Source organism: Giesbergeria giesbergeri (assembly GCF_054779375.1).
On the sequence record NZ_BAAGYJ010000001.1, the window covers coordinates 241935 to 265141 of the forward strand.

Here is a 23207-nt window from a genome sequence, read left to right on the forward strand (position 1 = left end):
TGCGCGGCGGGAATTCGCAATTCTAGAATGCGCCACCATGACTGCACCTTTGCTCTCTTCCCTCAGCCTGCCTGCGGCTTCTGTCTCCCCCCTCCCTCGGTTCTGGGCTGTGATTCCCTGTGCAGGGACGGGCAGCCGCGCTCTGGCAGCCGACCGTACCGATGGAGCTTCTGTGCTGCCCAAGCAGTACCAAACTGTGGCCGGTCAACCACTGGTATTGCACACCTTGGCCGCGTTTGCCTTGGTGCCACGCATACAAGCCACGCTGGTAGCGGTGGCTGCGGGCGATCGGTTTCTGGACGCCTATCCCTTGCCGTCCCTCTTGCGTGCAGAATGCGGTGGCCCCACACGGGCCGAGACGGTGCTGGGGGGCTTGCACGCATTGCGCCAACGCGGCGCGCAGGAGCATGACTGGGTCTTGGTGCATGACGCAGCCCGTTGCCTCATCACCCCACAGCAAATTGACGCACTGATCGATGCCTGTGCCACCGATGGCGTTGGAGGCCTGCTGGCCCACAAGCTGGCAGACACCTTAAAGACGGCCACCCATGGCCCCGGTGGTTTGCGGGTGGGCACCACGCTTGATCGCAGCGACAAATGGCTGGCCCAAACGCCTCAGATGTTTCGTATAGGGCCTTTGTGCCAAGCACTAGAGCACCTTGGGCCAGCGGCCACAGACGAGGCCAGCGCCATTGAAGCGATGGGACTGCACCCACGTCTGGTACCTGCCAGTGCGCTCAATTTCAAAGTGACCTATCCCGAGGACTTCGCACTGGCCGAGGCCGTGTTGGCCCAACGTGCCCATGCCGCCACACTAGAGCGTTTTGGTGGAGAGCGTGGGCTGGCCAGCGATGCCCCACCACGCACTATTTTTTAAGGACAAACTGCGATGAATTTCAGAATTGGCGAAGGCTGGGATATCCATGCACTGGTGCCAGGACGCCCCCTGGTGCTCGGTGGCATTGAGATTGCACACCACCACGGTCTGCTGGGGCATTCCGATGCCGATGCATTGCTGCACGCGATCACTGATGCGATATTAGGCGCAGCTGCGTTAGGAGACATTGGTAGCCATTTTCCAGATACCGATGCCACCTTCCAGGGTGCCCACTCGATGGTGCTGCTCGCCGAAGCACTGCGCCGAGTACGTGCGCAAGGTTATGAGGTGGGCAATATTGACAGCACCATCGTGGCCCAGGCTCCCCGTTTGGCCGCCCATATTCCAGCCATGCGCCAAGCTATTGCCCAGGCGCTAGGCTTGCAACTGCCACAAATCAACATCAAGGCCAAGACTGCCGAGCGTTTGGGGCCAGTAGGCCAAGGACTGGCCATCGAGGCCCGAGCCGTGGCCTTGTTGTTCAGCCCTGTGCCGGGGTTGGACGCGGCGGCAGCTTGCGCTTAACCTGCGGGCGTTGCAGCCTTTGCTGTGGGTCGGCACCGTCGGGCAAGTCGTGGGCACGTTGCAGTTGTATATGTGCCACCAACCCCCCGGCGCTGGAATTAGCCAAAGCAAACACCCCTCCCATACGCTGCACCGTTTTGTCCACAATCGATAAGCCCAAACCCGCACCAGCAGCCGCCGTGCGGGCCGAGTCTCCCCGGAAAAATGGCTTGGTCAAATTAGCCAATTGTTCCGAAGGCACCCCCGAGCCGTGGTCACGCACCTTGATCAGCACCCAGTTTTCATTGCCCTTGGCCGCAATATCTACATGGGTGATGCCTGCACTATCGGGGGTTTTGCCGTAGCGGCGGGCATTCTCCAACAGGTTGGAGATGATGCGTGCCAGCTCCACCTCGTCTGCCAGCACATTCAGGTCTTCAGGCACCGTCATGGTGATCTGTAACTCCCGATGGTCTTGCACTGCATAAACGCAGGAAGCCACCACAGCTTGCAAGTTCACGGGCTTGAGGGTGACGTGGTCAGGGCGGGCGTAATCCAAAAACTTGTCGATGGTGGCATCGAGCTGCACGATGTCAGCCACCATGTGCTCGCGGGCCACTTCGTCAGAGACGCTCATTTCGGTCTCTAAACGCAGACGCGCCAATGGAGTACGTAAATCGTGCGAGATACCAGCCAGCATCACAGCACGGTCTTGCTCCAACTTGGCCAGTTTTTCTGCCATGCGATTAAAGCCAATGTTGACTTCGCGAATCTCGTTGGTCACAGCCTCTTCATCCAAGTGGCTGGCAGCAAAATCGCCATCTTGCACCTTGTTGGCAGCATAAGACAGCTGCTTGAGTGGCTGATTGATGAGCCGGGCGATGGTGGCTGCACCAGCGAGTGACAACACGCCTGCGGTAACCAACCAAAACAGCCAGGTGTTGCCGCTGGCCGGGCTGATGCGGGTGCTGTCCATGCGCAACCACTGTGCCTCCCTGCCGGTGCTAAAGCTCACCCACAACCCCGCATCACCGTTGACACTGCTGGCTACGATGGTGCTTCTGCCCAGCCGTTGGGTCAGTGCTTGCTGCAAACGTTGGTTTGGGGTGGAAGGCGGCAGCAGCGCAAAGTGGTCTTCCGGCAAGCGGGGCACGATGCGCAGCCCTTCCTGATCGGCCAAATGCTGTAGCAACGAAGCCCTCGCTGGTGGATCGGTGTGCAGCAATGCCGTGCGGCTCAGGTTGACCAAAGAGGCCACTTGCTGTGCTGTATGCAGGGCGCGGGGTTCAAACTCCAACTCTCGCAGGGTTTGCAACCACGCCAAAATGCTGACCACCAGCAACAAGCCCAACAAAAAGAAAGTCCGCCAAAACAGATTCAGGCGCATCCGTTTGCTGGCTTCTCTCTGGATTTTGTTGGGTTCTAGCGGGGCAGGGCTGGTCGCATCAGGGTGTGCCGTGTGACTCATGGCTGCACGTCCCCTGTCCCTGATGCCCATGCGTCCTTAGTGGTTGCCATCGGGCACAAAGACGTAACCCACCCCCCAGACGGTCTGGATATAGCGTGGTGCTGCGGCATCGTCTTCAATCAGTTTGCGCAGGCGCGAGATTTGCACATCCAAACTGCGGTCAAATGGCTCAAACTCGCGGCCACGGGCCAACAGGGCCAACTTCTCTCGCGACAACGGCTGGCGGGGGTGGCGCACCAAGGCCTTGAGCATGGCAAATTCGCCCGTTGTCAATGGCAGTTCATCGCCACTCTTTTGCAGGGTACGGGTACCCATGTCAAAAGTGAAGGGGCCGAAAGTCACCACCTCATTCTCCCCCGATGGAGCGCCTGGGGCTTCTTGCGGTGGGCGTCGACGCAGCACTGCGTGGATGCGGGCCAACAGTTCGCGTGGGTTAAAAGGCTTGCCCAAGTAGTCGTCTGCACCTACTTCCAGACCCACAATCCGGTCTACATCTTCACCTTTGGCGGTGAGCATGATGATGGGTGTGCGGTCATTGGAGGCTCGCAGACGCCGACAAATCGACAGACCGTCCTCGCCCGGCATCATCAGATCCAGCACGATCAAATCGACCGTTTCGCGCAGCAACAATCGATTGAGTGCCTTGCCATCTTCGGCCACCATAACTTCAAAGCCTTCTTGTGCCAAATAGCGGCGCAGAAGATCGCGAATGCGGGCGTCATCATCGACAATCAAAATCTTGTCGGCCCGGTGGTTGGTGCTTGCCATATCGTACCCCGTGGTTATTTTTGTAACATTGCTGTGTAACAGCGGCCATTGTTACCACTTTGCACTGGTCTACCTTGGTGTTTTATGCCATTGCCTGACCAAAGGTTACAAGTTTTGCCGTCGGGGCACATTGCTGGCACCGCTCTGGTGCCAAACCAAGACTTATTGCGCTGCCCAGCCGCCGTCCATGTTCCAAGCCACGCCGCGCACGTTGTTGGCGGCAGGCGAGCAGAAAAACACCGCCAGCTCGCCCAATTCTTCGGGAGTGGTAAATTGCATAGAGGGCTCTTTTTCGCCCAAAAGCAGACGGGTGGCTTCTTCGTTAGAAATGCCCAAGTCTGCTGCCTTGGCATCTACCTGCTTTTGCACCAGCGGTGTGAGCACCCAGCCAGGGCAGATCGCATTGCAAGTGATGCCGGTGGTCGCATTTTCCAGTGCCGTGACCTTGGTCAGCCCCACCACCCCATGCTTGGCCGCCACATAAGCCGCCTTTTGTGCCGAAGCCACCAGCCCATGCACCGAGGCCACATTGATGATGCGCCCCCAGTTGGCCGCCTTCATCGCAGGCAGGGCCAGACGGGTGGTATGAAAAGCACTGCTGAGGTTGATGGCAATGATGCTGTCCCAGCGTTCTACGGGGAAATCCTCAATGCGGGCCACATGTTGGATGCCGGCATTGTTGACCAAAATATCCACGGCGCCAAACTCTGCGCTGCAATAGGCAAACATATCTTCGATATCGCTGGCCCGCGACATATCGGCGCCGTGGTAGCCCACTTTGGCTCCCCCCCCTTGGCCTGCGGCCAACACTTCGGCGCGGGGGGCTTCAACATCACCAAAGCCATTGAGCACCACATGGGCACCCTGGCGTGCCAGGGCTTTGGCAATGCCCAAGCCAATACCGCTGGTGGAGCCGGTAACGAGCGCTGTTTTGCCTTTGAGCATGGAATCTCCTGCGAATGAATTACGATGGAATAAAGCCATTATCTCGCCATGTTTCTTGGAGCCGACCCCATGATTGAACCTACGCTGAACTACGTACCCTGCCCTGTGGCTGCACCTGCTGGCAAGCCCGAGGCGGTGCGACGCATGGCGTATTGGGAATGGAACGCCACTGGCAATCCACAACACTCCCATGTCGTGGTCTGCGTACATGGCCTGGCCCGCCAAGGGCGGGATTTTGATGTGCTGGCCCGCAGTCTGAGTACGCACGCGCGTGTCATTTGCCCCGATGTGGCAGGCCGTGGCCGCAGTGACTGGCTGGCCGACCCCCAAGGCTACCAAGTGCCCCTGTATGTGGCTGACATGCTGGGCCTGCTCGCCCAATTGCACCAGCAAGCCCCTATTGCCACACTAGATTGGGTAGGCACCAGCATGGGAGGTCTGATTGGTTTGGGCCTCCTGGGCCAGCCCGGTCTGCCTCTGCCCGTACCCGTGCGCCGCTTGGTGCTCAACGATGTTGGGCCCGTCATTGAGTGGGAGGCTCTGGCACGCATTGGCGAATATGTCGGGCAAATGGAGCACTTTGATTCAGTAGCACAAGCAGCCGATGCCTTGTGGGCGATGTCGGGGGCCCATTTTGGGCCGCACACTGCGCAGCAATGGCTGGATTTGTGCACACCCCAACTGCGCCAGCGGCCCGAAGGCGGGCTGACCCTGCATTACGACCCCGCCATTGCTGTGCCGTTTCGTGCCTTGGCCCAGGCCACCCCAGAGATGGCCCAAGCCAGCGAGGCCGCCCTATGGCAACTTTATGACCAAATAACCGCCCAAACCTTGCTGTTGCGTGGCGCACAATCGGATCTGCTGTCTGCAGCCACAGCAACGGCAATGACCCAACGTGGCCCCAAGGCCCAGTGTGTCGAATTTGAAAAGGTGGGGCACGCCCCCACCTTGGTTGCAGCCGAGCAGGTAGCGGTAGTGCGTGATTTCTTATTGCAGGTCGATAGCCAAGGTAGTGCATGATTGTTTCTCCCAGCCCTGAGGCCAATGTCTTGTCCTTGTCCGAGGAGGTGGTGGTGGCCCCGCTGATTGCGGCCACATCCCACACCCTGCCAGAACAGGAGAACGCATTGGTTCGTGCCCGCGCCTTTGCAGAGCCTTTAATTGCTGGCGAGAACCTAGCCACTGGCGAAAATGCCCTCACCCATGCCGATGCCGTAGCCGCCATTCTCAAAACGATTGGTGGCTCTGAAGCCATGCAAGCGGCCAGTTATCTGGTGCATGCCTGTATGCACCTGAACAAGCCCGAAGAGGTGATTGCCAAGGCGTTTGGTCAAAACTTTGCCACCTTGGCCGTCGAGACCACCAAGCTGATGCGGGTGCAAGAGCGGGCACGCGCCGTGCATCCACCCGTGCAACAAGTCAACGACCCGGCAGTGCAGACAGAAAATGTACGCAAAATGCTGCTGGCCTTTTCGCGGGACTTGCGCGTGGTCATGCTACGGTTGGCTTCGCGCCTGCAAACTTTGCGCTACCACGCAGCCAGCAAAACGCCAGTGCCGCCCAGCATCTCACACGAGGCGCTGCATGTATTTGCACCACTGGCCAACCGGCTAGGCATCTGGCAGATCAAGTGGGAGCTGGAGGATCTGGCCTTTCGCTTTCTGGAACCTGAAACCTACCGCGAAGTAGCCTGCTTGCTGGACGAAAAACGGGCGTGGCGCGAGGTCTATATGGCACAACTGCGTGCCAGAGTGGAATCTGAACTGCGGGCACGCAGCATCAGCGCCAGCGTGCAAGGACGGCCCAAGCATATCTACAGCATTGTCAAAAAAATGCGCGGCAAGTCCCTGCACTTTGACCAGTTGTTTGATCTGCGAGCACTGCGGGTTATTGTGCCCACGGTGCGTGACTGCTATGCAGCCCTGAGCTGGATTCATGCACAGTTCGAGTCCATCGCCGAAGAGTTTGACGACTATATCGCCCGCCCCAAGCCCAATGGCTACCAATCACTGCATACAGTGGTGCGTGATGAGGGTGGGCGTACCATTGAAATCCAAATCCGCACCCAAGCCATGCACGACCACGCCGAGCACGGTGTGGCAGCACACTGGGCCTACAAAGAGGCTGGCACCAAAGGCTATGCCGGTGTTTCTGCCAGTGGCGACTACGATGCCAAAATTGCCGTGCTGCGCCAATTGTTGGCCTGGGAGCGTGATCTGGCAGGGGCACCGCAGCAGCAAGGCTTGTTTGATGACCGCATCTATGTGCTCACACCCGATGCAGCTATCGTCGAATTGCAGCAAGGCTCCACCCCTGTAGATTTTGCCTATGCCGTGCATACCAACTTGGGCCACCGCTGCCGGGGTGCCAAGGTCAACGGCAACATGGTGCCACTCAATACGCAGCTGCAAAACGGCCAAACCGTAGAGATCATCGCCACCAAGGAGGGTGGCCCCTCGCGCGATTGGCTCAACGCCGAACTGGGCTACCTCAACAGCAACCGGGGCCGTGCCAAAGCACGGGCGTGGTTCAACGCCCGCGCTTTGCACGAAACCGTGGCCCGTGGCCGTGAAGCAGTAGAAAAGCTCTTGCAACGCGAGGGCAAAACCGCCATCAAATTGGACGATCTGGCCGGGCAGTTGGGCTTCAAATCGGCAGACGCTTTGTTTGAGGTGGTGGGCAAAGATGAGTTTTCACTGCGCAACATCGAAATCCTGCTGCGCCCGCCCGAGCCTGCACCGCAAATTGAAGACTATTTGCTGCTCAAAAAAGCCCGTTACGCCGACCGCACCCCCAAAGGGGGTGTGCTGGTGGTCGGGGTCGATTCGCTCATGACGCAGCTAGCCAAATGCTGCAAGCCTGCCCCACCAGACGATATCCGTGGCTTTGTCACGCGTGGCAAAGGGGTGAGCGTACACCGTACCGATTGCACCAACTTTCATGAATTGGCTGCCCGCACCCCCGAGCGCGTGATCGAGGTGGAATGGGGCTTGCCTAAAAAAGCCGATGTGGCTTCGGTTTATCCCGTCGATGTGGTGGTGCAAGCATCCGACCGCCAAGGCCTGCTGCGCGATATCTCTGAAGTCTTTGCTAAAGAAAAGGTCAATGTGATTGGTGTGCAAACCCAAAGCGTCAAGGGCACGGCTTGGATGACCTTCACTGTAGAGGTGTCGGATGCCGGGCGTCTAAAAAGGGTGCTTACTGCGGTTGCAATGGTGCCGGGGATACGCTCGGCCCGTCGCCGTTGAAATTTCTTCCATCAATCCAATAAACCGTTTTTATGGTGCTACAATAGCGTTCTCTGTTAATTCAGAGGCGCGTAGCTCAGCTGGTTAGAGCACCACCTTGACATGGTGGGGGTCGTTGGTTCGATTCCAATCGCGCCTACCAACACGAAGAACAAAGCCGTTCAACTAAGTACAGTTGAACGGCTTTTTCATTGGGCGAATGGGTTAGCTACTGTGCAGGATAGGCCAAGGCGGTACACTGCAAGCCAGCACAAAACGGGGGAACAAACGGGGGAACAATTGGCCGGGATGCGAGAAACAGGGTTTTCTGTTCCCCCATCCCCCAATGAAAACGCCCCGTTTCTGCTGTTCCCCCACCGTCTGGAGGAACTGCCCCATGTTGACCGACACCGCCTGCAAGAAAGCCACCTGCCCACCAGATAAGAAGCGCGAACGCCTAGCCGACTCTGGTGGCCTGTACCTTGAAATCAGCCCCAACGGCTCTAAACGCTGGTTTTGGAAGTACCGCAAGCAAGGCAAAGAAGGCCGCATGGCCTTAGGCAGCTACCCAGACGTGGGCTTGGCTGCTGCCCGTACTGCCCGTGATGAAGCCAAGAACATCAAGGCGGGCGGGTTTGACCCAGTGCAGGAACGCAAGGTAGGCCAGCTCAAGGCCGCCGCCAATTTGGGCGATGGTTTCGAGCTGGTGGCCCGTGAGTGGTACACCAAGAAATCACCCCATTGGAGTGAGCAGCATTCCGTGCGAGAACTGCGCAACCTAGAGAAAGACCTGTTCCCGTGGCTAGGCCCACGCAAGGTGGGCGATATTGAGGCCGTGGAACTGCTAGCAACGGTGCAGCGAGTAGAGGCCCGTGGTGCCCTAGAGTCTGCCCATCGGGTGCTGTGTACCGCCCGTGGTGCGCTGGCCTACGCTGTGGCCACAGGCCGCGCCAGCCGCAATGTAGCCTTGGACTTGGCTGGTGCCCTGACCCCACACCGTACCAAGCACTTTGCCGCCATTACCGAACCGGCCAAGTTGGCAGGGCTGCTACGCGCCATCCGGAGCTATCAAGGTGGCCCTGTAGTGCGTACTGCGCTGGCGCTGGCCCCCATGTTGTTCCAGCGCCCGAATGAGTTGCGCGGCATGGCATGGGCAGAACTGGATTTAGAGGCTGGCCTTTGGACTATCCCCGCTGCCAGAATGAAGCGCACCAAGGACGGGAAAGAGAATGGTGCTCCCCACTTGGTGCCACTGCCCCAACAGGCCATAGAGCTACTGCGTGACCTGCACCCCCTGACCGGGCACACGGGATTGGTGTTTCCGGGGGAGAGAGGCACCACCCGCCCAATCTCGGACAACACCTTGCGCGTTGCCCTGCAAACCTTGGGGTTCGGCAGTGATATGCAGACCGTCCACGGCTTTCGGGCCACTGCACGCACCATCTTGGCCGAACGCTTGGAGTTTGACCCACTGATTGTGGAAGCCCAGTTGGCCCATGCGGTCAAGGATGCCAATGGCCGGGCCTATAACCGCACCAGCTATGTAGAGCAGCGCCGCGCCATGATGCAGACATGGGCCGATTACTTGGACAAGCTGCGCATTGGGGCCGACATCATCCCGCTGCACAGCAAGACGGCCTAGGGCACTAGCGCCCACACCACCAGCCCGGCCACTGTGCCGGGTTTTTCTTTGGCGCACAACACAAGCCCCTTAGCGAAACCTGCACAACAGTCTGACCATGCGGCTCGAATTACCCGCACTGGAGAACGCTAGGAGGGAGCCAGACTACCCACATCGCCCCGTGTGCTGCTGGCTGGGGCTAGGTTCTTCCCAGCAAGCAGCCATGCGGGTAATTCGAGCCGCATGGTCAGGCTGTTACGCGAATTTTCCCAAGGGGCTTAAGTGAAGTCTGTGCCTTTCTGTCTGGAGCCACAATAGCCGCAGCGCCCCGCAAAAGTTAAACTGTGTGCAACATTTGGAGAAACACCATGCACACATCTACCCTTCGCGCTGTGGGTGGTTCCATCGCCTTGACCATCCCGCAAAAGCTGGCCCGTGCCTTGGGCTTGCACGCTGGTGATGTGGTGAACTTGGACGCCGAACAGGGCCGCCTGATCGTGGCCCCAGCTACCCGGTGCAGCTACACCCTAGAGCAGGTGCTGGCTATGCAAGGGGACGCACCGCTGGCGCTGGATACCGACTGGGACACCATGCCCGCAGTAGGCCAGGAGGTGGCCTTGTGAGTAGCCCCGTGTTTCAGCGGGGCGACATCGTGGCCCTGACCTTTGACCCCACCTTGGGTCGTGAGCAACAAGGCCACCGCCCGGCGCTGGTGTTGACCCCACAAGCCTTTAACCGATTGGGTTTGATAGGCGTGTGCCCCATTACCCAAGGCGGACAGGGTGCCCGTGCTGTGGGTATGGCGGTATCCCTGACCGGGGCCGGTACAGAGACAGCCGGGATTGTGCTGGTGCAACAGTTCCGCATGATTGACGCCAGTGCCCGCCGTGCCCGTTGGATAGAACGTGCGCCTGACCACATTACTGAGGAAGTACGCGCCCGGCTGGCTGCATTGCTCGATTGACCACCAGCGCCAGCCACACCACCAGCCCGGCCACTATGCCGGGGTTGTGCTTTCTGGGGACGCCATAGGCTGGAATGCGCGCCAAATTCAAAAAATAAATCGGGGGAACAAAAACAAACGCGCGCGACTTGTATTTTTAGGTGCTACCTTACCTACTCTACAGAGGGAAAACAGGCCCAAAAGACGGTAGCACCGCCGGTGCTACCCGGTGCTACCACCAGTGCCAGCCCGTGCCATTGTTCGCTGGTGCTGGTGTCTATCCCCGCTGGTGCTGTGGCCGCCTGACCCACAGCTACACTGTTTCAGCCACCAGCTAGGCCGGGCCGCAAACCGGGCCAAACAGACAGGCCCCCGACTGTCCCCGCTGGTGGCTCCTATCAATCGGGGGAGCATCGGGGGATGCAATGACAGTAAGCCTTGCATGGCGTAATGCCGTGGCTTTGACAAATTCACGATGGATGTATGGCGACTACTTCGAGAAAACAGGATTCGTAGAGCGCCTACCTATTGAACTGGTGGCACGCTTTCAAATTGATTACAGGCCGTCTGCGAAAGTTTCAATGGGGACTGGCTTCGGAATGAAGAATGCTGACCCTGTGCCGGGTAATATGCTTCGGGCATTTGTTGAGCGCATATGGGATGCCTGCAAAGCGGGAGAGCTTTCCTATGTGCGTGAGTCGCATCAATTGCTTGGTGAAGATGTCCTGATGATTGCCTCCCAAGACTTTGCAAAATGGCTGGCTACCAATGAGATGCTGCCATCCGAGCATATTCAGGCTTGGTTCGATGAAACTGGGGTTACCTTTGGCAAGGCGAAACCAGTAAAGGAAAAGCCACTAGCCACCAGCGAAAGAAATAGCCTGCTTCTCATTATTGCCGCCTTGTGCAAAGAGGCCAATATCGACTACACCAAGCCCGCCAAAGCAGCAGGCCAAATACTGCACACGGCAGATATCATGAGGCTACAGATTGGTGAAACTACCATTGAACGCCACCTCAAGAGAATTCCTGATGCCGTGGGAGCCCGCATGAAATAAGGATTTCATGGGCCATGACGTGACCAGATAGGCCGTGGCCCCTTTTGTGGGGCAGAACCCGGCCAAATTGCTGCCATTGCAACTAAATACAAGGGCGGCCAAGATGGCTATTTTGCGAATTGACGGGGTACGCACCTGCACCGGGCACCGCTCCAAAACCAGTATTTACAACGCGGTACGCGCCGGGTTGCTTACCAAGCCCGTACCCATAGGGCAGCGTGTTGTAGGGTGGCCCGATTACGAAATTGAAATTCTGGTGTCTGCCCAAGTGGCAGGCCAAACACCTGACCAAATCCGTGAACTGGTGCAGCAGCTCCACGCCCAACGTGCCGAACGCTTCAAGGCACTGCTGATGCCTGCACAGACCACCAGCGCCAGCCCAGTCCCCGCCAACGTGGTGCAACTGGTGGGGGCAGCAGCATGAGTGCCCCAGCCAAAGATCACCAAGAAAATGTAGAGCAGACCCTCATGCACCTGCATGAGGCCATTCAAGACGTCCACGTTTACCAAGGCGATCAGGCCCAAGCCTTACAACGCATTGAGGCCGTTTTGCTGCGTATTGAGGCTGCATTGACCGGCGGCAAGCCCCACCCTGTGGAGGTGCAGTAATGGTCGTTGCCATCTTCTATCTGTTCATTCGCTTTCGCCAGTGGAGGGCTGCCAAATGAGAAAGGCCCACTGCAATCCGAAAATCACAGCAGGCCACACAGACAAGGCCCATTCTGCCACCACGGTGCAGGCCGTCAAGCCGCTGGCGCTGCTCTGCACTTGCTTGGCTTTGGCTGGCCGTGCTACAGTCCGCCCCGGTGCCGAAAACACCCTACAAATAGCGGCAAGCCGCCCCGAGAGAGCGGTTTTGTCATGCCCAAAATTTGCCGTTGCCGGTATTGCGGCAGCGCGTGGTTACGGGCTGGATGGCCGAAGCGGTAACGCCCGGCGCACGACTATTTGCGTGTTTTCGCATCCAGCCCACCCCCTGTACCCGAAAAGTGCAGAGAGTGGTTTTCAAACTCAAATAGGAGTTGGAACCATGACCACATCCCCCGTGGCCAGCCGCTGCGCTGCGCCCACACATCAGGCCACCCCGGCCAACACCACCCCCAACACGACCGAAGAAGCACAGGCCCATGCCTTGCTGCAAGCCATCACCAGCACCAGCTTGGCCGGGTTCTACCTGCGCCGCGATAACGTGGCCCAAGCCCGGCGCAAGCTGCGCCAAGCCCTGCAAGCCCTGCACACATTGGGGGTAGCAGCATGAGTGACTTTGACCTGAAAGACCCCAAAGGCCGCCCAGCATCGGCGCCCAACTTTTCGCCCTATGACGCCTACCGCCACGATGCCGCCGCCATGGTGGGGGAACTTGGGGTGGCCCGTATCGGCGCTGCCCACGATGGCATCCGCGCCATCATCACCATCCTGCAACAGCGTGAGGTAGATATGGAGAGCGATGGTGACAACGTACTGGCCTTGCCTTCTGCGACCGTGGTGGGGCTTCTAAACGCCATTGCTTGCTGCGCGGACTTTGCCGAGATGCACGCTACTGGTTGCAAACCGATTGATACCCACCGCTTTGCCTGCAACACCACTGACCACCATGCAGCCATGAGGGCCGCCGTAGCCGCTGCAAAACGCCCGGTCAAAGCCGAGTAAGGAGCCACTCCCATGACTGATTTTCAGAACCCGCACCACAGCGGGATGGGCGAAGCCTTGCCCAAACTGCGCACGGAGACTCCCCATGCCGCTGGATAAATCCCGCCTGCCAGACCCAGCCAGCTACTACGAAGCCCAAGGCTTACGCCTGATAGGCCCACGCCGCGCCCAGTGGAAGACCACCCGCTGCGAATTTCACGGCGGCAGCGATAGCCTGCGTATCAACACTGAGACAGGCGCTTTCGTGTGCATGGCCGGTTGCGGCACCCGTGGTGGGGATGTGTTGGCCTACCACATGGCAGCAACTGGCACCGGCTTTGTGCAAGCGTGCAAAGACTTGGGGGCATGGGTGGACGATGGCACCACCCCGCCCGGCCATGTGCGTGCAGCACCACTACCAGCACGCGCCGCCTTAGAGCTGCTGGCCTTTGAAGCCCACCTTGTCGCCATCGCCGCCGGAAACATCGCCTACGGAGTGCAACTGAGTGACGAAGACCGCTGCCGCATGCAGCAAGCCGCTGGCCGTATCCAAATGATGCAGGACTTTTTCCAATGACACACGACATCGAACGCATTCAAGCGTTGGGCGCTTTGGCAGACCAGCATGTTTTGCCACGCCACATACCCAAGCCCCCAGCCCAGTTACCGGCCATGCCAGCACCCGCACCACAGGCAGCACCGACTGAAGCCATATCGTTGGTGGATACGGCTGGCGCTGCTGGTGATGCGTGGCCCGAGTTGGTGCCCCTGCCTGAAGACACCAGCGACACCACACCGCCCGCCCCCTTCCCCTTTGCTGCACTGGGGCCACTGCTAGGCGCTGCGGCCCAAGCCATTGCCCAAGACGTGCAAGCGCCCGATGCGATGGCCGGGGGCAGCGTATTGGCCGCTGCCAGCTTGGCCGTGCAACCGCTGGCAGACGTGGTGTTGCCACATGGCAAAGCCTGTCCCCTGAGCCTCTACCTTGTCACCAGTGGCAGCAGCGGCGACCGTAAAAGCGCGGTGGACGATGTGGCCTGCATGGAGATTGCCCGGCGCAAGCAAGAGCAAAGCCGACAGCACCACCATGCAATGCAAGCCTACCAGCAAGAACAGGCCAGCCACAAAAAAGGCGACCCTGAGCCGCAAGAGCCAATGATGAAATCCCTCACTGTGGGCAATGCCACCGTGGAAGGCGTAGCCCGGCTACTCAGGGGGCAAAGCAGCGTTGGCGTTTTCAGTGCTGAAGGGGGTGAAGTGCTGGGAGGCCACAGCATGAAAGAGGTCAACCGCATGGGGGCGATGGCCTTTTTCCTCAAGGGGTGGAGCGCAGAAACCCTAGACGTGATGCGCGGTGGCACGGGCTACAGTTCTTTGCTTGGCCGCCGTATTGCCCTGCACATCATGGTGCAGCCCTTACTGTTGCGTGCCCTGCTGTCTGACCCGCTGGCAGACGGTCAGGGCTTCTTGGCCCGCTGCTTGATAGCGCAACCCCAGACACTGGCCGGAACGCGCTTTTATAACGGCCACAACCCGATGGAAAGCCCAGCGGTGCTGGCCTACGCCCACCGCATGGGGCAACTGCTGGACACCCGCCCGGAACTGTGGCCCACCGGGGATGGCTACGAACTCAAGCCCAAGCGCCTACCCCTAGACCCTGATGCACGCACCCTATGGGTTGCGTTCTACAACGCTGTGGAAGCACAGCAGGCAGACGGGCAAGAACTAGAGCAGGCCCGCGCCTTTGCCAGCAAAGCTGCCGAACAGGCCGCCCGTATCGCTGCCATCATCGCCTTGTTCAACAACCCCCAAGCGGTGGCGGTTGACGTACTGGCAATGGACGGTGCCATCGGGCTGGTGAACTTCTACCTGACCGAACATGTGCGCCTGATGGGCACCGGCAAACAGGCACAGACAGACAAGCGGTTGCGCGCGTTGTGGGATTGGATGCAGGAGCAGGGGGCAATTGTTCAACAAAAAGACATCTTGCAGCGATGCCCGAATCCAATCCGCAAGCTGAAAGCCCAAGGCATCAAGCCCCTGTTAGAACAGTTGGGGCAGCGTGGGTATATCCGCGCGCTGGGTGCTGGCTGGGAGGTGCGCCATGTTGATTGACATGGAAGCTGTACGAACAGCCGCAAAAAACAATACTGTTACCCCTTGCTACCCTGCTAATCCTGCTAACGGGAAGCATGGGGAAATTAGCAACGTTAGCAAGGTAGCAGGGGGTAGCAATGCACTGCCGCCTGACCCCGGCATGGCCCAACTGCTGGCGCTGGCAATGGCCTACTGTGACCGCACGGGCGCAAGCGACAAGGCCCGCGCAGATTGGCGCAGTGACATACAGGCCACCTCGCCCGGTCAACGTGAGGGACTGGCGGCCTACCTTCGGGGGCCACTGGCAAAGTTGGTGCCCACGGCCCCGGCCAGCACCACATGGCGCAAAGCCGCCAAGCCACTACCCAAGTTCCACCGTGCCCAGCCTTGGAAAGCCATAGATCGTGCGTTCCAAGCCCACTACTGGCAGTGCCCAGACTGCAAAGTGGCAGGCCGCACCGGTGGCCCGCTGTGCCCCCAAGGCCAGCCATTGAAAGACGCCGTGGATCAGGCATTTGACGCCGCCTAGCCCACCTGCTGGCGCTGCCTGACACCCAGCGCCAGCCACCCCCACCCAAGACCGAAAAAACGACCGTATCAAAGACCGAAGAACGTCCAAAAACTGACAAACCAAGGTAAACACCATGTCACTGACCATTGCAGAAACCAGCACCACCGACTACACCCCACCCGAAGCGGGCACCTTTACCGCCCGGCTGGCTAGCCTGATCGACTTGGGCACCCAGACCAGCGTTTGGGAGGGAGAGGAAAAACGCGCTCACAAGGTGCTGCTGTCTTTTGAAATCACCGACCCCGACAACCGCCGCAGCGATGGCAGCCCCCACACCATCAGCAAACGCTTTACAGCCAGCCTGCACGCCAAGGCGGGCCTGCGCAAGTTCTTGGAGAGCTGGCGCGGCAAACCCTTCACCCCCGAAGAACTGGCAGGCTTTGACCTCAAGAATGTGCTGGGGCTGGCCTGTCTGGTGGGTGTGGTGCATGAAACCAAGGGCGACAAGACCTATGCCAACTTGGCCAGCGTAATGAAGCTGCCCAAGGGGATGCCTGCTGGTGCTGGTGAACTCAACCCGGTGGCCTTCGATCTGGCTGCACCTGATTGGCAGGTCTTTGCGGGCCTGTCCTCACGCCTGCAAGGGCAGATTGCAGATAGCCCCGAGTACCAAGCCATCCCTAACAAGCCCAAGGTGATCAGCGTGGGCAGTCCTGCCCCTGCCCCAGCGCCAGCCTCTACGCGCTCTGCTATGGCCCCTGTAGCGCCTGCTGCCGCCCAGTCCGCACCTCCGGCCCATGCCACCGAGTTTGCGCCCTTTGACCCCGATATGGACATCCCCTTCTAAGGAGCACGCACCATGAATCTGTTTATCGACATCGAGACCGTGCCCAGCCAACACCCTGATGCACTGGCTACCGTGGCCCTCAACATCCGGCCACCGGGCACCTTGAAGAAGGCCGAATCCATCGCTGCATGGTGGGCGAATGAGGCAGACCAAGCCACACAAGAGGCATGGCGCAAGCAAGCCTTAGACGGTGGCACCCAAGGCGAAATCATCAGCATTGCCTGCACTGATGGTGATGGCCGGGACTGGGTGGCTTGCCGTGCCCAAGGGGGCGACACTGAGGCCGTGCTGTTGCAGTCTTTCATCGACATGGTGGAAGGCTGGACGCAAGCCGAGGCGGTGCAGGTGGCTGGCCGGGCCAGTGCCTTCCCGGTGGATGACCACTTCCCGGTAGCCCATAACGCGGCCTTTGATCTGGGGTTCCTGTGGCGCCGGTGCGTGGTGCATGGGGTACGCATCCCCAAGTGGTTGCGGGGGCCGATGGCACGCGCTGGCTGGGACTACGGCGACACCATGCAGGTGTGGGCAGGGTACGGCAAGTTCATCGGCCTAGACGCCCTGTGCAGTGCGCTGGGGCTGCCCAGTCCCAAGGCCGATGGCATGGATGGCAGCCAAGTCTTTGACCGCTGGCTGGCTGGGGACTGCGATGCCATTGCCCGCTACAACCTGCAAGATGCCCAGGCCGTAGCTGCTGTTTGGCATCGACTGCAATTGGTAGGAGCTGTCTGATGGGTGGCATGTCTCGCAACAAAGGCAAGTGCGGCGAGCGTGAGCTGGCCCGCCTGCTGTCTGATCTGACTGGCTACCCCGTTGCCCGCCGGGTACGCAACCTTGCTGGAGAGGATGACCTGCAAGGGCTGCCCGGATGGTCTATCGAGTGCAAGCGGTATGCCGCTATCACCCCGGCCCTCATCGCTGGCTGGTGGGCACAGGCACAGCGGCAGGCCCAAACCATTGGTCAAATGCCGGTGCTGTTCTACCGTGCTGATCGTGGCGACTGGATGGCCGTGTGGCCCGTCTGCCTGCACATTGGAGGCACCGACACCACCGACCACCTGACCGCTACACCGTCAACGTGGTGGGCGATGACAGGGGATGCTGTGTAGATTGAAAAGGTACTCCGACAGCTTTTCCCAGTGCGGGTAATCCGAGCCCCATGCAGGGTGTAGTCAATCCTTATAAAAGTTACTGACAACTGTTCCAGTTAGCCCATGCCAAAAGCCACCAGCGCCAGCGCACGCCATTCGAGAAATGCCGCCATGCGGGCCGACCGTGCCCGTGGCTGGAGTTATCGCAAACTGGCTCAAGTGCATGGCGTCTCGCTGGCGCTGGCCTACCGATTGGCCCGTGATGTTCACATGGTGCTGCACAGCCCGTGGCACCGTGCCAGACTGCCCAAGGAAGCACCGCAGCCTGCGTACCTAGAAGACATTGCATGTCGCTACAAGTGGGTGCTATACGCCAGCCACCGCAATAGCCCACCTTGACCACCAGCCCGGCCCAGTGCCGGGTTCTTACTTTTGGGGCCGCATGACCGTTAACAGAAGCGCCCAAACACCACCACACTTCAAACCCAAAGCGGGGGAACAAAACGAAACGGGGGAACAAATGGGGGAACAAATCGCACTTTTTGCGCTTTCTTCATTGGGGAATTCAATTCCAATCGCGTGATTTTCTGAATCAACGGGTTTTTTCATGGGCCATTTTGCCCGGTCGGCTCTTGTCTTCCAAGAAGCATGGAGATTCCTGCCCAAAGGCTCCCCGCCATAGCAGGTGCCTTTGAAGCCGTGCCGCTACCCAGTCCAGTTAAGCCAGGGTGTAGGCTGTTTTGACCGTGGTGTAAAACTCTTGTGCATAGCGGCCCTGCTCTCGGGGGCCATAGCTGGAGCCTTTGCGTCCACCAAACGGCACATGGTAGTCCACCCCTGCCGTGGGCAGATTGACCATCACCATGCCCGCTTGGCTGTGGCGCTTGAAATGGCTAGCGTACTTCAAACTGGTGGTGGCAATGCCAGCCGATAGGCCAAATGGCGAGTCATTGGCCATGTGCAGAGCTTCCTCGTAATCCTTGACGCGGGCTACACTGACCACTGGGCCAAAGACCTCTTCCCGGTTGATACGCATACCCGCCTCGGTATCTACAAACAGTGTAGGGGCCATGTAGTAGCCCTCTTTGCCACTGCCACTGCCACTGTGGCAGGCCACACGGGTGCCACCGGCTGCCAGCAAAGCACCCTCGGCCTTGGCAATTTCCACATAACCAAGGTTCTGCTCCAATTGGGCCTGACTGACAACGGGGCCGATATCCGTGCCGGTAGCGCGGGCATCACCCACCCGCAGTTGGGCCATGCGTGTTTGCAATGCTTGAATAAAAGCCGGGTAGATTTTGTCGGTCACAATCAAGCGACTAGAGGCCGTGCAACGTTGCCCAGTGGAATAAAAGCCACTTTGCACCGACAGCTCCACCGCCTGGGCCAGGTCGGCATCATCGAGCACGACCTGTGGGTTTTTGCCGCCCATCTCCAGTTGTACCTTCTTGCCACTGTGCACGCAGGCTTGGGCGATGCCTCGGCCCACGCCCACAGATCCCGTAAAGCTGATCGCAGCCACATCGGGGTGCTGCACCAGCGCATCGCCTATCACCCGCCCCCGCCCCATGACCAGGTTGAATACGCCTGCGGGTAAGCCACTGCGGTGAATGATGTCTGCCAGCGCCCAAGCACACCCAGGCACCAACTCGGCGGGCTTAAAAACCACACAATTACCAAAGGCCAATGCTGGAGCAATTTTCCAAGCAGGAATAGCGATCGGGAAGTTCCAAGGGGTGATCAAGCCAACTACGCCTATAGGCTCGCGGGTGATCTCGACACCAATGCCCGGACGTACGGATGGCAGGGTCTCACCAGACAGGCGCAAACACTCACCCGCAAAAAACTTGAATATTTGACCGGCACGGGCCACCTCGCCCATAGCTTCAGGGCGGGTTTTGCCTTCTTCGCGGGCCAACAATTCGCCCAGTTCTTCTTTGCGTGCCAGAATTTCGCTGCCGATTTTGTCCAGTGCATCGTGGCGTGCCTGTATGCCAGACAACGCCCATGCAGGAAAGGCGGCGCTGGCTGCAGCCACGGCTGCCTGCACATCTTCGGCCCCACCTTGGGCATATTCGCCAATGGTGTCAGACAGATCGCTGGGGTTGATATTCGGGCTGTAGGCAATGGCGGCCGTCCACTGGCCGTTGATAAGGTTGTCGTAGCGGGACATAGGGGCTCCGTGTGCTGCAAGCGCCGAGGGCTGGCCCCGGCAGAGGATGGGTAAAAGGTCTGGTCAGCGCACCATGCAAGGGCGCTTGTTGTCAAATGTCCAGCCGGGCATCAGGTACTGCATGGCCACGGCGTCGTTGCGCGCCCCCAAGCCATGCTCCAAATACAAGGCATGGGCGCGTTGCAAAGCAGCCCGGTCTACGGTCACGCCCAAACCGGGGGTCTGGGGCACTTCGACAAAACCACCTTGGATTTGCAGTGGGTTCTGCGTCAGGTATTGGCCGTCTTGCCAGATCCAGTGGGTATCAATGGCGGTGACCTTGCCGGGTACAGCAGCGGCCACATGGGTGAACATAGCCAGCGAGATGTCAAAATGGTTGTTGGAATGTGAACCCCAGGTCAGCCCCCAATCGTGGCAAGTTTGGCCCACACGCACCGAGCCAGCCATTGTCCAGAAGTGTGGATCGGCCAGCGGAATATCCACCGACTGCAAGGACAGGGCATGGGCCATCTGACGCCAATCGGTAGCAACCATGTTGGTAGCGGTAGGCAAGCCCGTGGCACGGCGAAACTCAGCCATGATCTCGCGGCCAGAGAAGCCGCCCTCGGCACCACAAGGGTCTTCGGCATAGGCCAACACGCCATGCATGTCGCGCATCAGGCGAATAGCATCTTTGAGCAGCCAACCGCCGTTAGGGTCGAGGGTGACACGCGCCTGAGGAAACCGGCGAGCCAACGCCGTGACAGCTTCTACTTCTTGTTCACCGGCCAATACGCCCCCCTTGAGCTTGAAGTCATTGAAGCCATAACGGGCATAAGCGGCTTCGGCCTGGCGCACAATGGCCTCAGGGGTCATGGCGGTCATGTGGCGCACCTGTGTCCAGTCGTCACCGCCGGTCTGATCTTGACCAGGCTGGAGGTAAGGCAGGTCTGTCTGGCTGCTGGGGCCCACAAAAAACAAATAGCCCAGCATTTCTACACGGTCACGTTGTTGGCCTTCACCCAGCAGGGCCGCCACAGGCACGCCCAAATGCTGGCCTAACAGATCCAGCAGACAGGACTCTATGGCCGTCACGGCATGGACACCAATGCGCAAGTCAAAGGTTTGCAAACCCCGCCCTCCAGGATCACGGCCTGCCAGGGCTTGTCGTACCTGTTGCAACAAGTGCAGGTGTTGTCCGATGGAGCGGCCCATCAGTAAGCTTTTACTGTCTTCCAGTGCCTGACGAATGCTTTCGCCACCGGGCACCTCGCCCACGCCCGTATGGCCTGCGCTGTCATGGATCAGCACAATGTTGCGCGTGAAGTAGGGTGCATGTGCACCGCTGAGGTTCATCAGCATACTGTCACGGCCCGCAACGGGAATGACTTCAATTTGGGTGATAGTGGGGGTCAGGCAAGACATAAGAAGGGGTTCTGCAAGATGTGGAACAAGGGGTGGGGAGCGGCTATTGGGCAGCAGACCAAGGCACCTCGGCCACAGGAGCGCCGGTGGCCATGAACTGCTCTAAATTGCGCAAAGTCAGGTCGGCCATAGCACGCCGGGTTTCCAAGGTGCCGCTGGCAATGTGGGGAGCCAATACCACGTTGTCCAGCGCCAACAGCGCCGGAAGGGGGTAGGGTTCATGCTCGAACACATCCAAACCCGCCCCGGCAATGCGGCCCTCTTGCAAAGCGGATACCAGTGCAGCCTCGTCCAGAACGTTGCCGCGTGCCACGTTGATCAGAAAACCCCGTGGCCCCAAAGCATCCAGTACCTCTGCATTGACGAGGTGGTGCGTACCATCGCCCCCAGTGGCTGTAATGACCAAAAAATCGGCCCAACGGGCCAGCTCCAACAGGGATGGCTGATAGAGATAGGGCGAATCTGCCAGTGGACGGCGATTGTGGTACGCCACCGGCATGTCAAAGCCACTGGCACGGCGGGCCACGGTGCTGCCAATACGACCCATTCCCAAGATACCTAAACGTTTGCCACTGACACGGCTCTGGAGGCCAAAACGCTGCTGACTCCAATGGCCCTGACGCACAAAACGGTCGGCAGCAGACAAGCCACGGGCCGCATCCAAGAGCAGTGCCAAGGCCATGTCGGCCACGCAATCATCCAACACGCCTGGGGTGTAGCCCACACGCACACCACGGCGCAATAAGGCCTCTTTGTTTAATGCGTCAAAGCCTACGCCAAAACTGCTGACAAACCGAAGCCGGGGCAGGGCATCCACCACCCAAGCAGGCACACCCATCGCGGCAGAGGTGACCAGGTATTCAAACTGCGCACCCTGCTCTGCCAAGAACTGCTGCGGGTCGGCCTGCTCAGACAGAAGATGCACGTCATAAATCTGCGCCAGTTCGGTATCAAGCTGGGGCAGCGGCATCTTGCCGTACTGGAGGATGCGGGGTCGGGAGTGCGCCATGCCGGAGGCTCCTTGCGGTGGTTCGATATTTGGAAAGGGGCTAGACAGGGCTGGCCTGTCCAGGGTCAGTCGGCTGTGATTTTTCGGGTCTGGATGAGCTGCTTCCAGCGTTCCGACTCCTTGGCCTGGAAGCGGGTGAACTCTTCTGGGCTGTTGCCCACAATTTCCAACCCCTGCTCTACCAAGCGGCGTTTGATATCGGGCTGTTGAACCGCCGCAATGGCGGCCTTGACCAACTTGGCTTTGACATCGGCAGGCAGTCCTTTGGGGGCAGCCATGCCCTGCCAAGAGTAGATGTCAGCCCCCTTGATGCCGGACTCACCCAAGGTGGGCACGTCTGGCAATACTGGGGAACGTTGGGTGCCCGTGATCGCAATGGCGTGCAATTTTCCGCTGCGCAGATGGGACAGCACCGCATTGACGTTTTGGAATGAAAAGTCCACCTGCCCACCGAGCAAATCGGTAATGGCTGGGGCGCCCCCCTTATAGGGCACATGCATGCCTTCTGTGCCCGTTTGTTGCCAGAACAATTCGGCGGCCAGATGGTCGGAAGAGCCATTGCCCGAGCTGGCAAAGCTCAGTTGCCCAGGGTGGGCCTTGAGCGTGGCAATGACTTCGGCCACGGTGCGGGCTTTCTGGCGGGGGCTGGCTACCAGCACATTGGGTGCCTGAACGGGAATGGTGATGTAATCAAAATCCCTAGCGGCGTCATAGGGAACGCTCTTGACCAGGTGCGGCGTGACCACAAACGGCCCCAAGGACGCTACCAGCAATGTGTAGCCATCGGCTGGAGCGCGCTTGACGGCCCCCGCACCAATCGTGCCCGTGGCGCCAGGACGGTTGTCCACCACAAAAGGCTTGCCCAATTGTTCCCCCATGCTTTGGGCCAAAGCGCGGGCCACGGTGTCGGTAGAGCCGCCCGCCGGAAAAGGCACGATGATGTTGACGGCTTTTTCTGGCCAGCCGCCCGCAGCCTGGGCCGTCAGTGCCAATGCGGCACCCCATGCGATCAGTAGCTTTTTCATATAGTTGTCTCCT

26 protein-coding genes and 1 tRNA gene are annotated in these 23207 nt (G+C 59.4%); 20 read left to right on the forward strand and 7 right to left on the reverse strand.

Annotated elements, in window-relative coordinates:
- The first annotated feature begins 37 nt into the window (after window positions 1–37).
- Window positions 38–877, forward strand: a complete 840-nt coding sequence (locus ACYVB2_RS01115; RefSeq protein WP_382431368.1) for an IspD/TarI family cytidylyltransferase — start codon at window positions 38–40, stop codon at window positions 875–877.
- 12 nt (window positions 878–889) lie between these two features.
- Window positions 890–1402, forward strand: coding sequence for a 2-C-methyl-D-erythritol 2,4-cyclodiphosphate synthase (gene ispF, locus ACYVB2_RS01120; protein WP_382431366.1), 513 nt, complete (start codon window positions 890–892; stop codon window positions 1400–1402).
- Here ispF and ACYVB2_RS01125 read toward each other — a convergent pair.
- The 3 genes from ACYVB2_RS01125 to ACYVB2_RS01135 form a co-directional block, all read right to left on the reverse strand.
- Entirely contained in the window at window positions 1359–2849 is a 1491-nt protein-coding gene (locus ACYVB2_RS01125) for an ATP-binding protein (protein WP_382431364.1), read from the reverse strand. The genes ispF and ACYVB2_RS01125 overlap by 44 nt on opposite strands.
- Window positions 2850–2885: 36 nt before the next feature.
- Complete coding sequence (gene ompR / locus ACYVB2_RS01130; RefSeq protein ID WP_382431362.1) at window positions 2886–3617, reverse strand: osmolarity response regulator transcription factor OmpR; 732 nt, start codon at window positions 3615–3617, stop codon at window positions 2886–2888.
- Between the two features lie 162 nt (window positions 3618–3779).
- Window positions 3780–4562: a 3-hydroxybutyrate dehydrogenase gene (locus ACYVB2_RS01135; protein ID WP_382431360.1), complete on the reverse strand. Its 783-nt coding sequence runs from the start codon at window positions 4560–4562 to the stop codon at window positions 3780–3782.
- Between the two features lie 69 nt (window positions 4563–4631).
- Between ACYVB2_RS01135 and ACYVB2_RS01140 the strand changes: the two genes are divergently transcribed.
- The 18 genes from ACYVB2_RS01140 (at window position 4632) to ACYVB2_RS01225 (ending at window position 17982) form a co-directional block, all read left to right on the forward strand.
- Entirely contained in the window at window positions 4632–5582 is a 951-nt protein-coding gene (locus tag ACYVB2_RS01140) for an alpha/beta fold hydrolase (protein ID WP_382431358.1), read from the forward strand.
- The gene (locus ACYVB2_RS01145) at window positions 5579–7810 is read left to right on the forward strand and encodes a RelA/SpoT family protein (protein ID WP_382431356.1); all 2232 of its coding nucleotides are present in this window, start codon (window positions 5579–5581) and stop codon (window positions 7808–7810) included. Before ACYVB2_RS01140 ends, ACYVB2_RS01145 begins: the two co-directional genes overlap by 4 nt.
- A 65-nt stretch (window positions 7811–7875) precedes the next feature.
- Window positions 7876–7952, forward strand: a tRNA-Val gene (locus ACYVB2_RS01150).
- 234 nt (window positions 7953–8186) lie between these two features.
- Window positions 8187–9431, forward strand: a complete 1245-nt coding sequence (locus ACYVB2_RS01155) for a tyrosine-type recombinase/integrase (RefSeq protein ID WP_382431354.1) — start codon at window positions 8187–8189, stop codon at window positions 9429–9431.
- A 347-nt stretch (window positions 9432–9778) separates the two neighbouring features.
- A complete protein-coding gene (locus ACYVB2_RS01160; RefSeq protein WP_382431352.1) occupies window positions 9779–10033 on the forward strand; it encodes an AbrB/MazE/SpoVT family DNA-binding domain-containing protein in 255 nt (84 codons plus the stop codon).
- Window positions 10030–10374: a type II toxin-antitoxin system ChpB family toxin gene (locus ACYVB2_RS01165; protein ID WP_382431350.1), complete on the forward strand. Its 345-nt coding sequence runs from the start codon at window positions 10030–10032 to the stop codon at window positions 10372–10374. Before ACYVB2_RS01160 ends, ACYVB2_RS01165 begins: the two co-directional genes overlap by 4 nt.
- Before the next feature lie 404 nt (window positions 10375–10778).
- Window positions 10779–11411, forward strand: coding sequence for a hypothetical protein (locus ACYVB2_RS01170; RefSeq protein ID WP_382431348.1), 633 nt, complete (start codon window positions 10779–10781; stop codon window positions 11409–11411).
- Window positions 11412–11514: 103 nt separating this feature from the next.
- Window positions 11515–11835, forward strand: a complete 321-nt coding sequence (locus tag ACYVB2_RS01175) for a helix-turn-helix transcriptional regulator (RefSeq protein WP_382431346.1) — start codon at window positions 11515–11517, stop codon at window positions 11833–11835.
- Window positions 11832–12020: a hypothetical protein gene (locus tag ACYVB2_RS01180; protein WP_382431344.1), complete on the forward strand. Its 189-nt coding sequence runs from the start codon at window positions 11832–11834 to the stop codon at window positions 12018–12020. Before ACYVB2_RS01175 ends, ACYVB2_RS01180 begins: the two co-directional genes overlap by 4 nt.
- 421 nt (window positions 12021–12441) lie before the next feature.
- The gene (locus tag ACYVB2_RS01185; protein ID WP_382431342.1) at window positions 12442–12669 is read left to right on the forward strand and encodes a hypothetical protein; all 228 of its coding nucleotides are present in this window, start codon (window positions 12442–12444) and stop codon (window positions 12667–12669) included.
- Window positions 12666–13061: a hypothetical protein gene (locus ACYVB2_RS01190; protein WP_382431340.1), complete on the forward strand. Its 396-nt coding sequence runs from the start codon at window positions 12666–12668 to the stop codon at window positions 13059–13061. Before ACYVB2_RS01185 ends, ACYVB2_RS01190 begins: the two co-directional genes overlap by 4 nt.
- A gap of 85 nt (window positions 13062–13146) precedes the next feature.
- A complete protein-coding gene (locus tag ACYVB2_RS01195) occupies window positions 13147–13617 on the forward strand; it encodes a hypothetical protein (protein ID WP_382431338.1) in 471 nt (156 codons plus the stop codon).
- Window positions 13614–15155, forward strand: a complete 1542-nt coding sequence (locus ACYVB2_RS01200; protein WP_382431336.1) for a YfjI family protein — start codon at window positions 13614–13616, stop codon at window positions 15153–15155. Before ACYVB2_RS01195 ends, ACYVB2_RS01200 begins: the two co-directional genes overlap by 4 nt.
- Before the next feature lie 142 nt (window positions 15156–15297).
- On the forward strand, window positions 15298–15666 hold the full coding sequence (locus ACYVB2_RS01205) for a hypothetical protein (protein ID WP_382431334.1): 369 nt from the start codon (window positions 15298–15300) through the stop codon (window positions 15664–15666).
- A 115-nt stretch (window positions 15667–15781) separates the two neighbouring features.
- Window positions 15782–16495, forward strand: coding sequence for a phage replication initiation protein, NGO0469 family (locus tag ACYVB2_RS01210; protein WP_382431333.1), 714 nt, complete (start codon window positions 15782–15784; stop codon window positions 16493–16495).
- 12 nt (window positions 16496–16507) lie between these two features.
- Complete coding sequence (locus tag ACYVB2_RS01215; RefSeq protein ID WP_382431331.1) at window positions 16508–17224, forward strand: 3'-5' exonuclease family protein; 717 nt, start codon at window positions 16508–16510, stop codon at window positions 17222–17224.
- Window positions 17224–17601 (forward strand): putative PDDEXK endonuclease, encoded by a 378-nt coding sequence (locus tag ACYVB2_RS01220; RefSeq protein WP_382431329.1) that lies wholly within the window; start codon window positions 17224–17226, stop codon window positions 17599–17601. The genes ACYVB2_RS01215 and ACYVB2_RS01220 overlap by 1 nt, the downstream gene beginning before the upstream one ends.
- Window positions 17602–17706: 105 nt before the next feature.
- The gene (locus ACYVB2_RS01225; RefSeq protein ID WP_382431327.1) at window positions 17707–17982 is read left to right on the forward strand and encodes a hypothetical protein; all 276 of its coding nucleotides are present in this window, start codon (window positions 17707–17709) and stop codon (window positions 17980–17982) included.
- A gap of 319 nt (window positions 17983–18301) precedes the next feature.
- On the opposite strand, the gene ACYVB2_RS01230 is transcribed toward ACYVB2_RS01225, so the two are convergent.
- From ACYVB2_RS01230 to ACYVB2_RS01245, 4 genes are all read right to left on the reverse strand, one after another.
- Window positions 18302–19756, reverse strand: a complete 1455-nt coding sequence (locus ACYVB2_RS01230; protein ID WP_382431325.1) for an aldehyde dehydrogenase family protein — start codon at window positions 19754–19756, stop codon at window positions 18302–18304.
- A gap of 63 nt (window positions 19757–19819) precedes the next feature.
- The gene (locus tag ACYVB2_RS01235; protein ID WP_382431323.1) at window positions 19820–21160 is read right to left on the reverse strand and encodes an enolase C-terminal domain-like protein; all 1341 of its coding nucleotides are present in this window, start codon (window positions 21158–21160) and stop codon (window positions 19820–19822) included.
- A gap of 43 nt (window positions 21161–21203) precedes the next feature.
- The gene (locus ACYVB2_RS01240; protein ID WP_382431321.1) at window positions 21204–22169 is read right to left on the reverse strand and encodes a 2-hydroxyacid dehydrogenase; all 966 of its coding nucleotides are present in this window, start codon (window positions 22167–22169) and stop codon (window positions 21204–21206) included.
- Window positions 22170–22234: 65 nt separating this feature from the next.
- Window positions 22235–23194, reverse strand: a complete 960-nt coding sequence (locus ACYVB2_RS01245) for a Bug family tripartite tricarboxylate transporter substrate binding protein (RefSeq protein WP_382431320.1) — start codon at window positions 23192–23194, stop codon at window positions 22235–22237.
- Window positions 23195–23207: the final 13 nt, after the last annotated feature.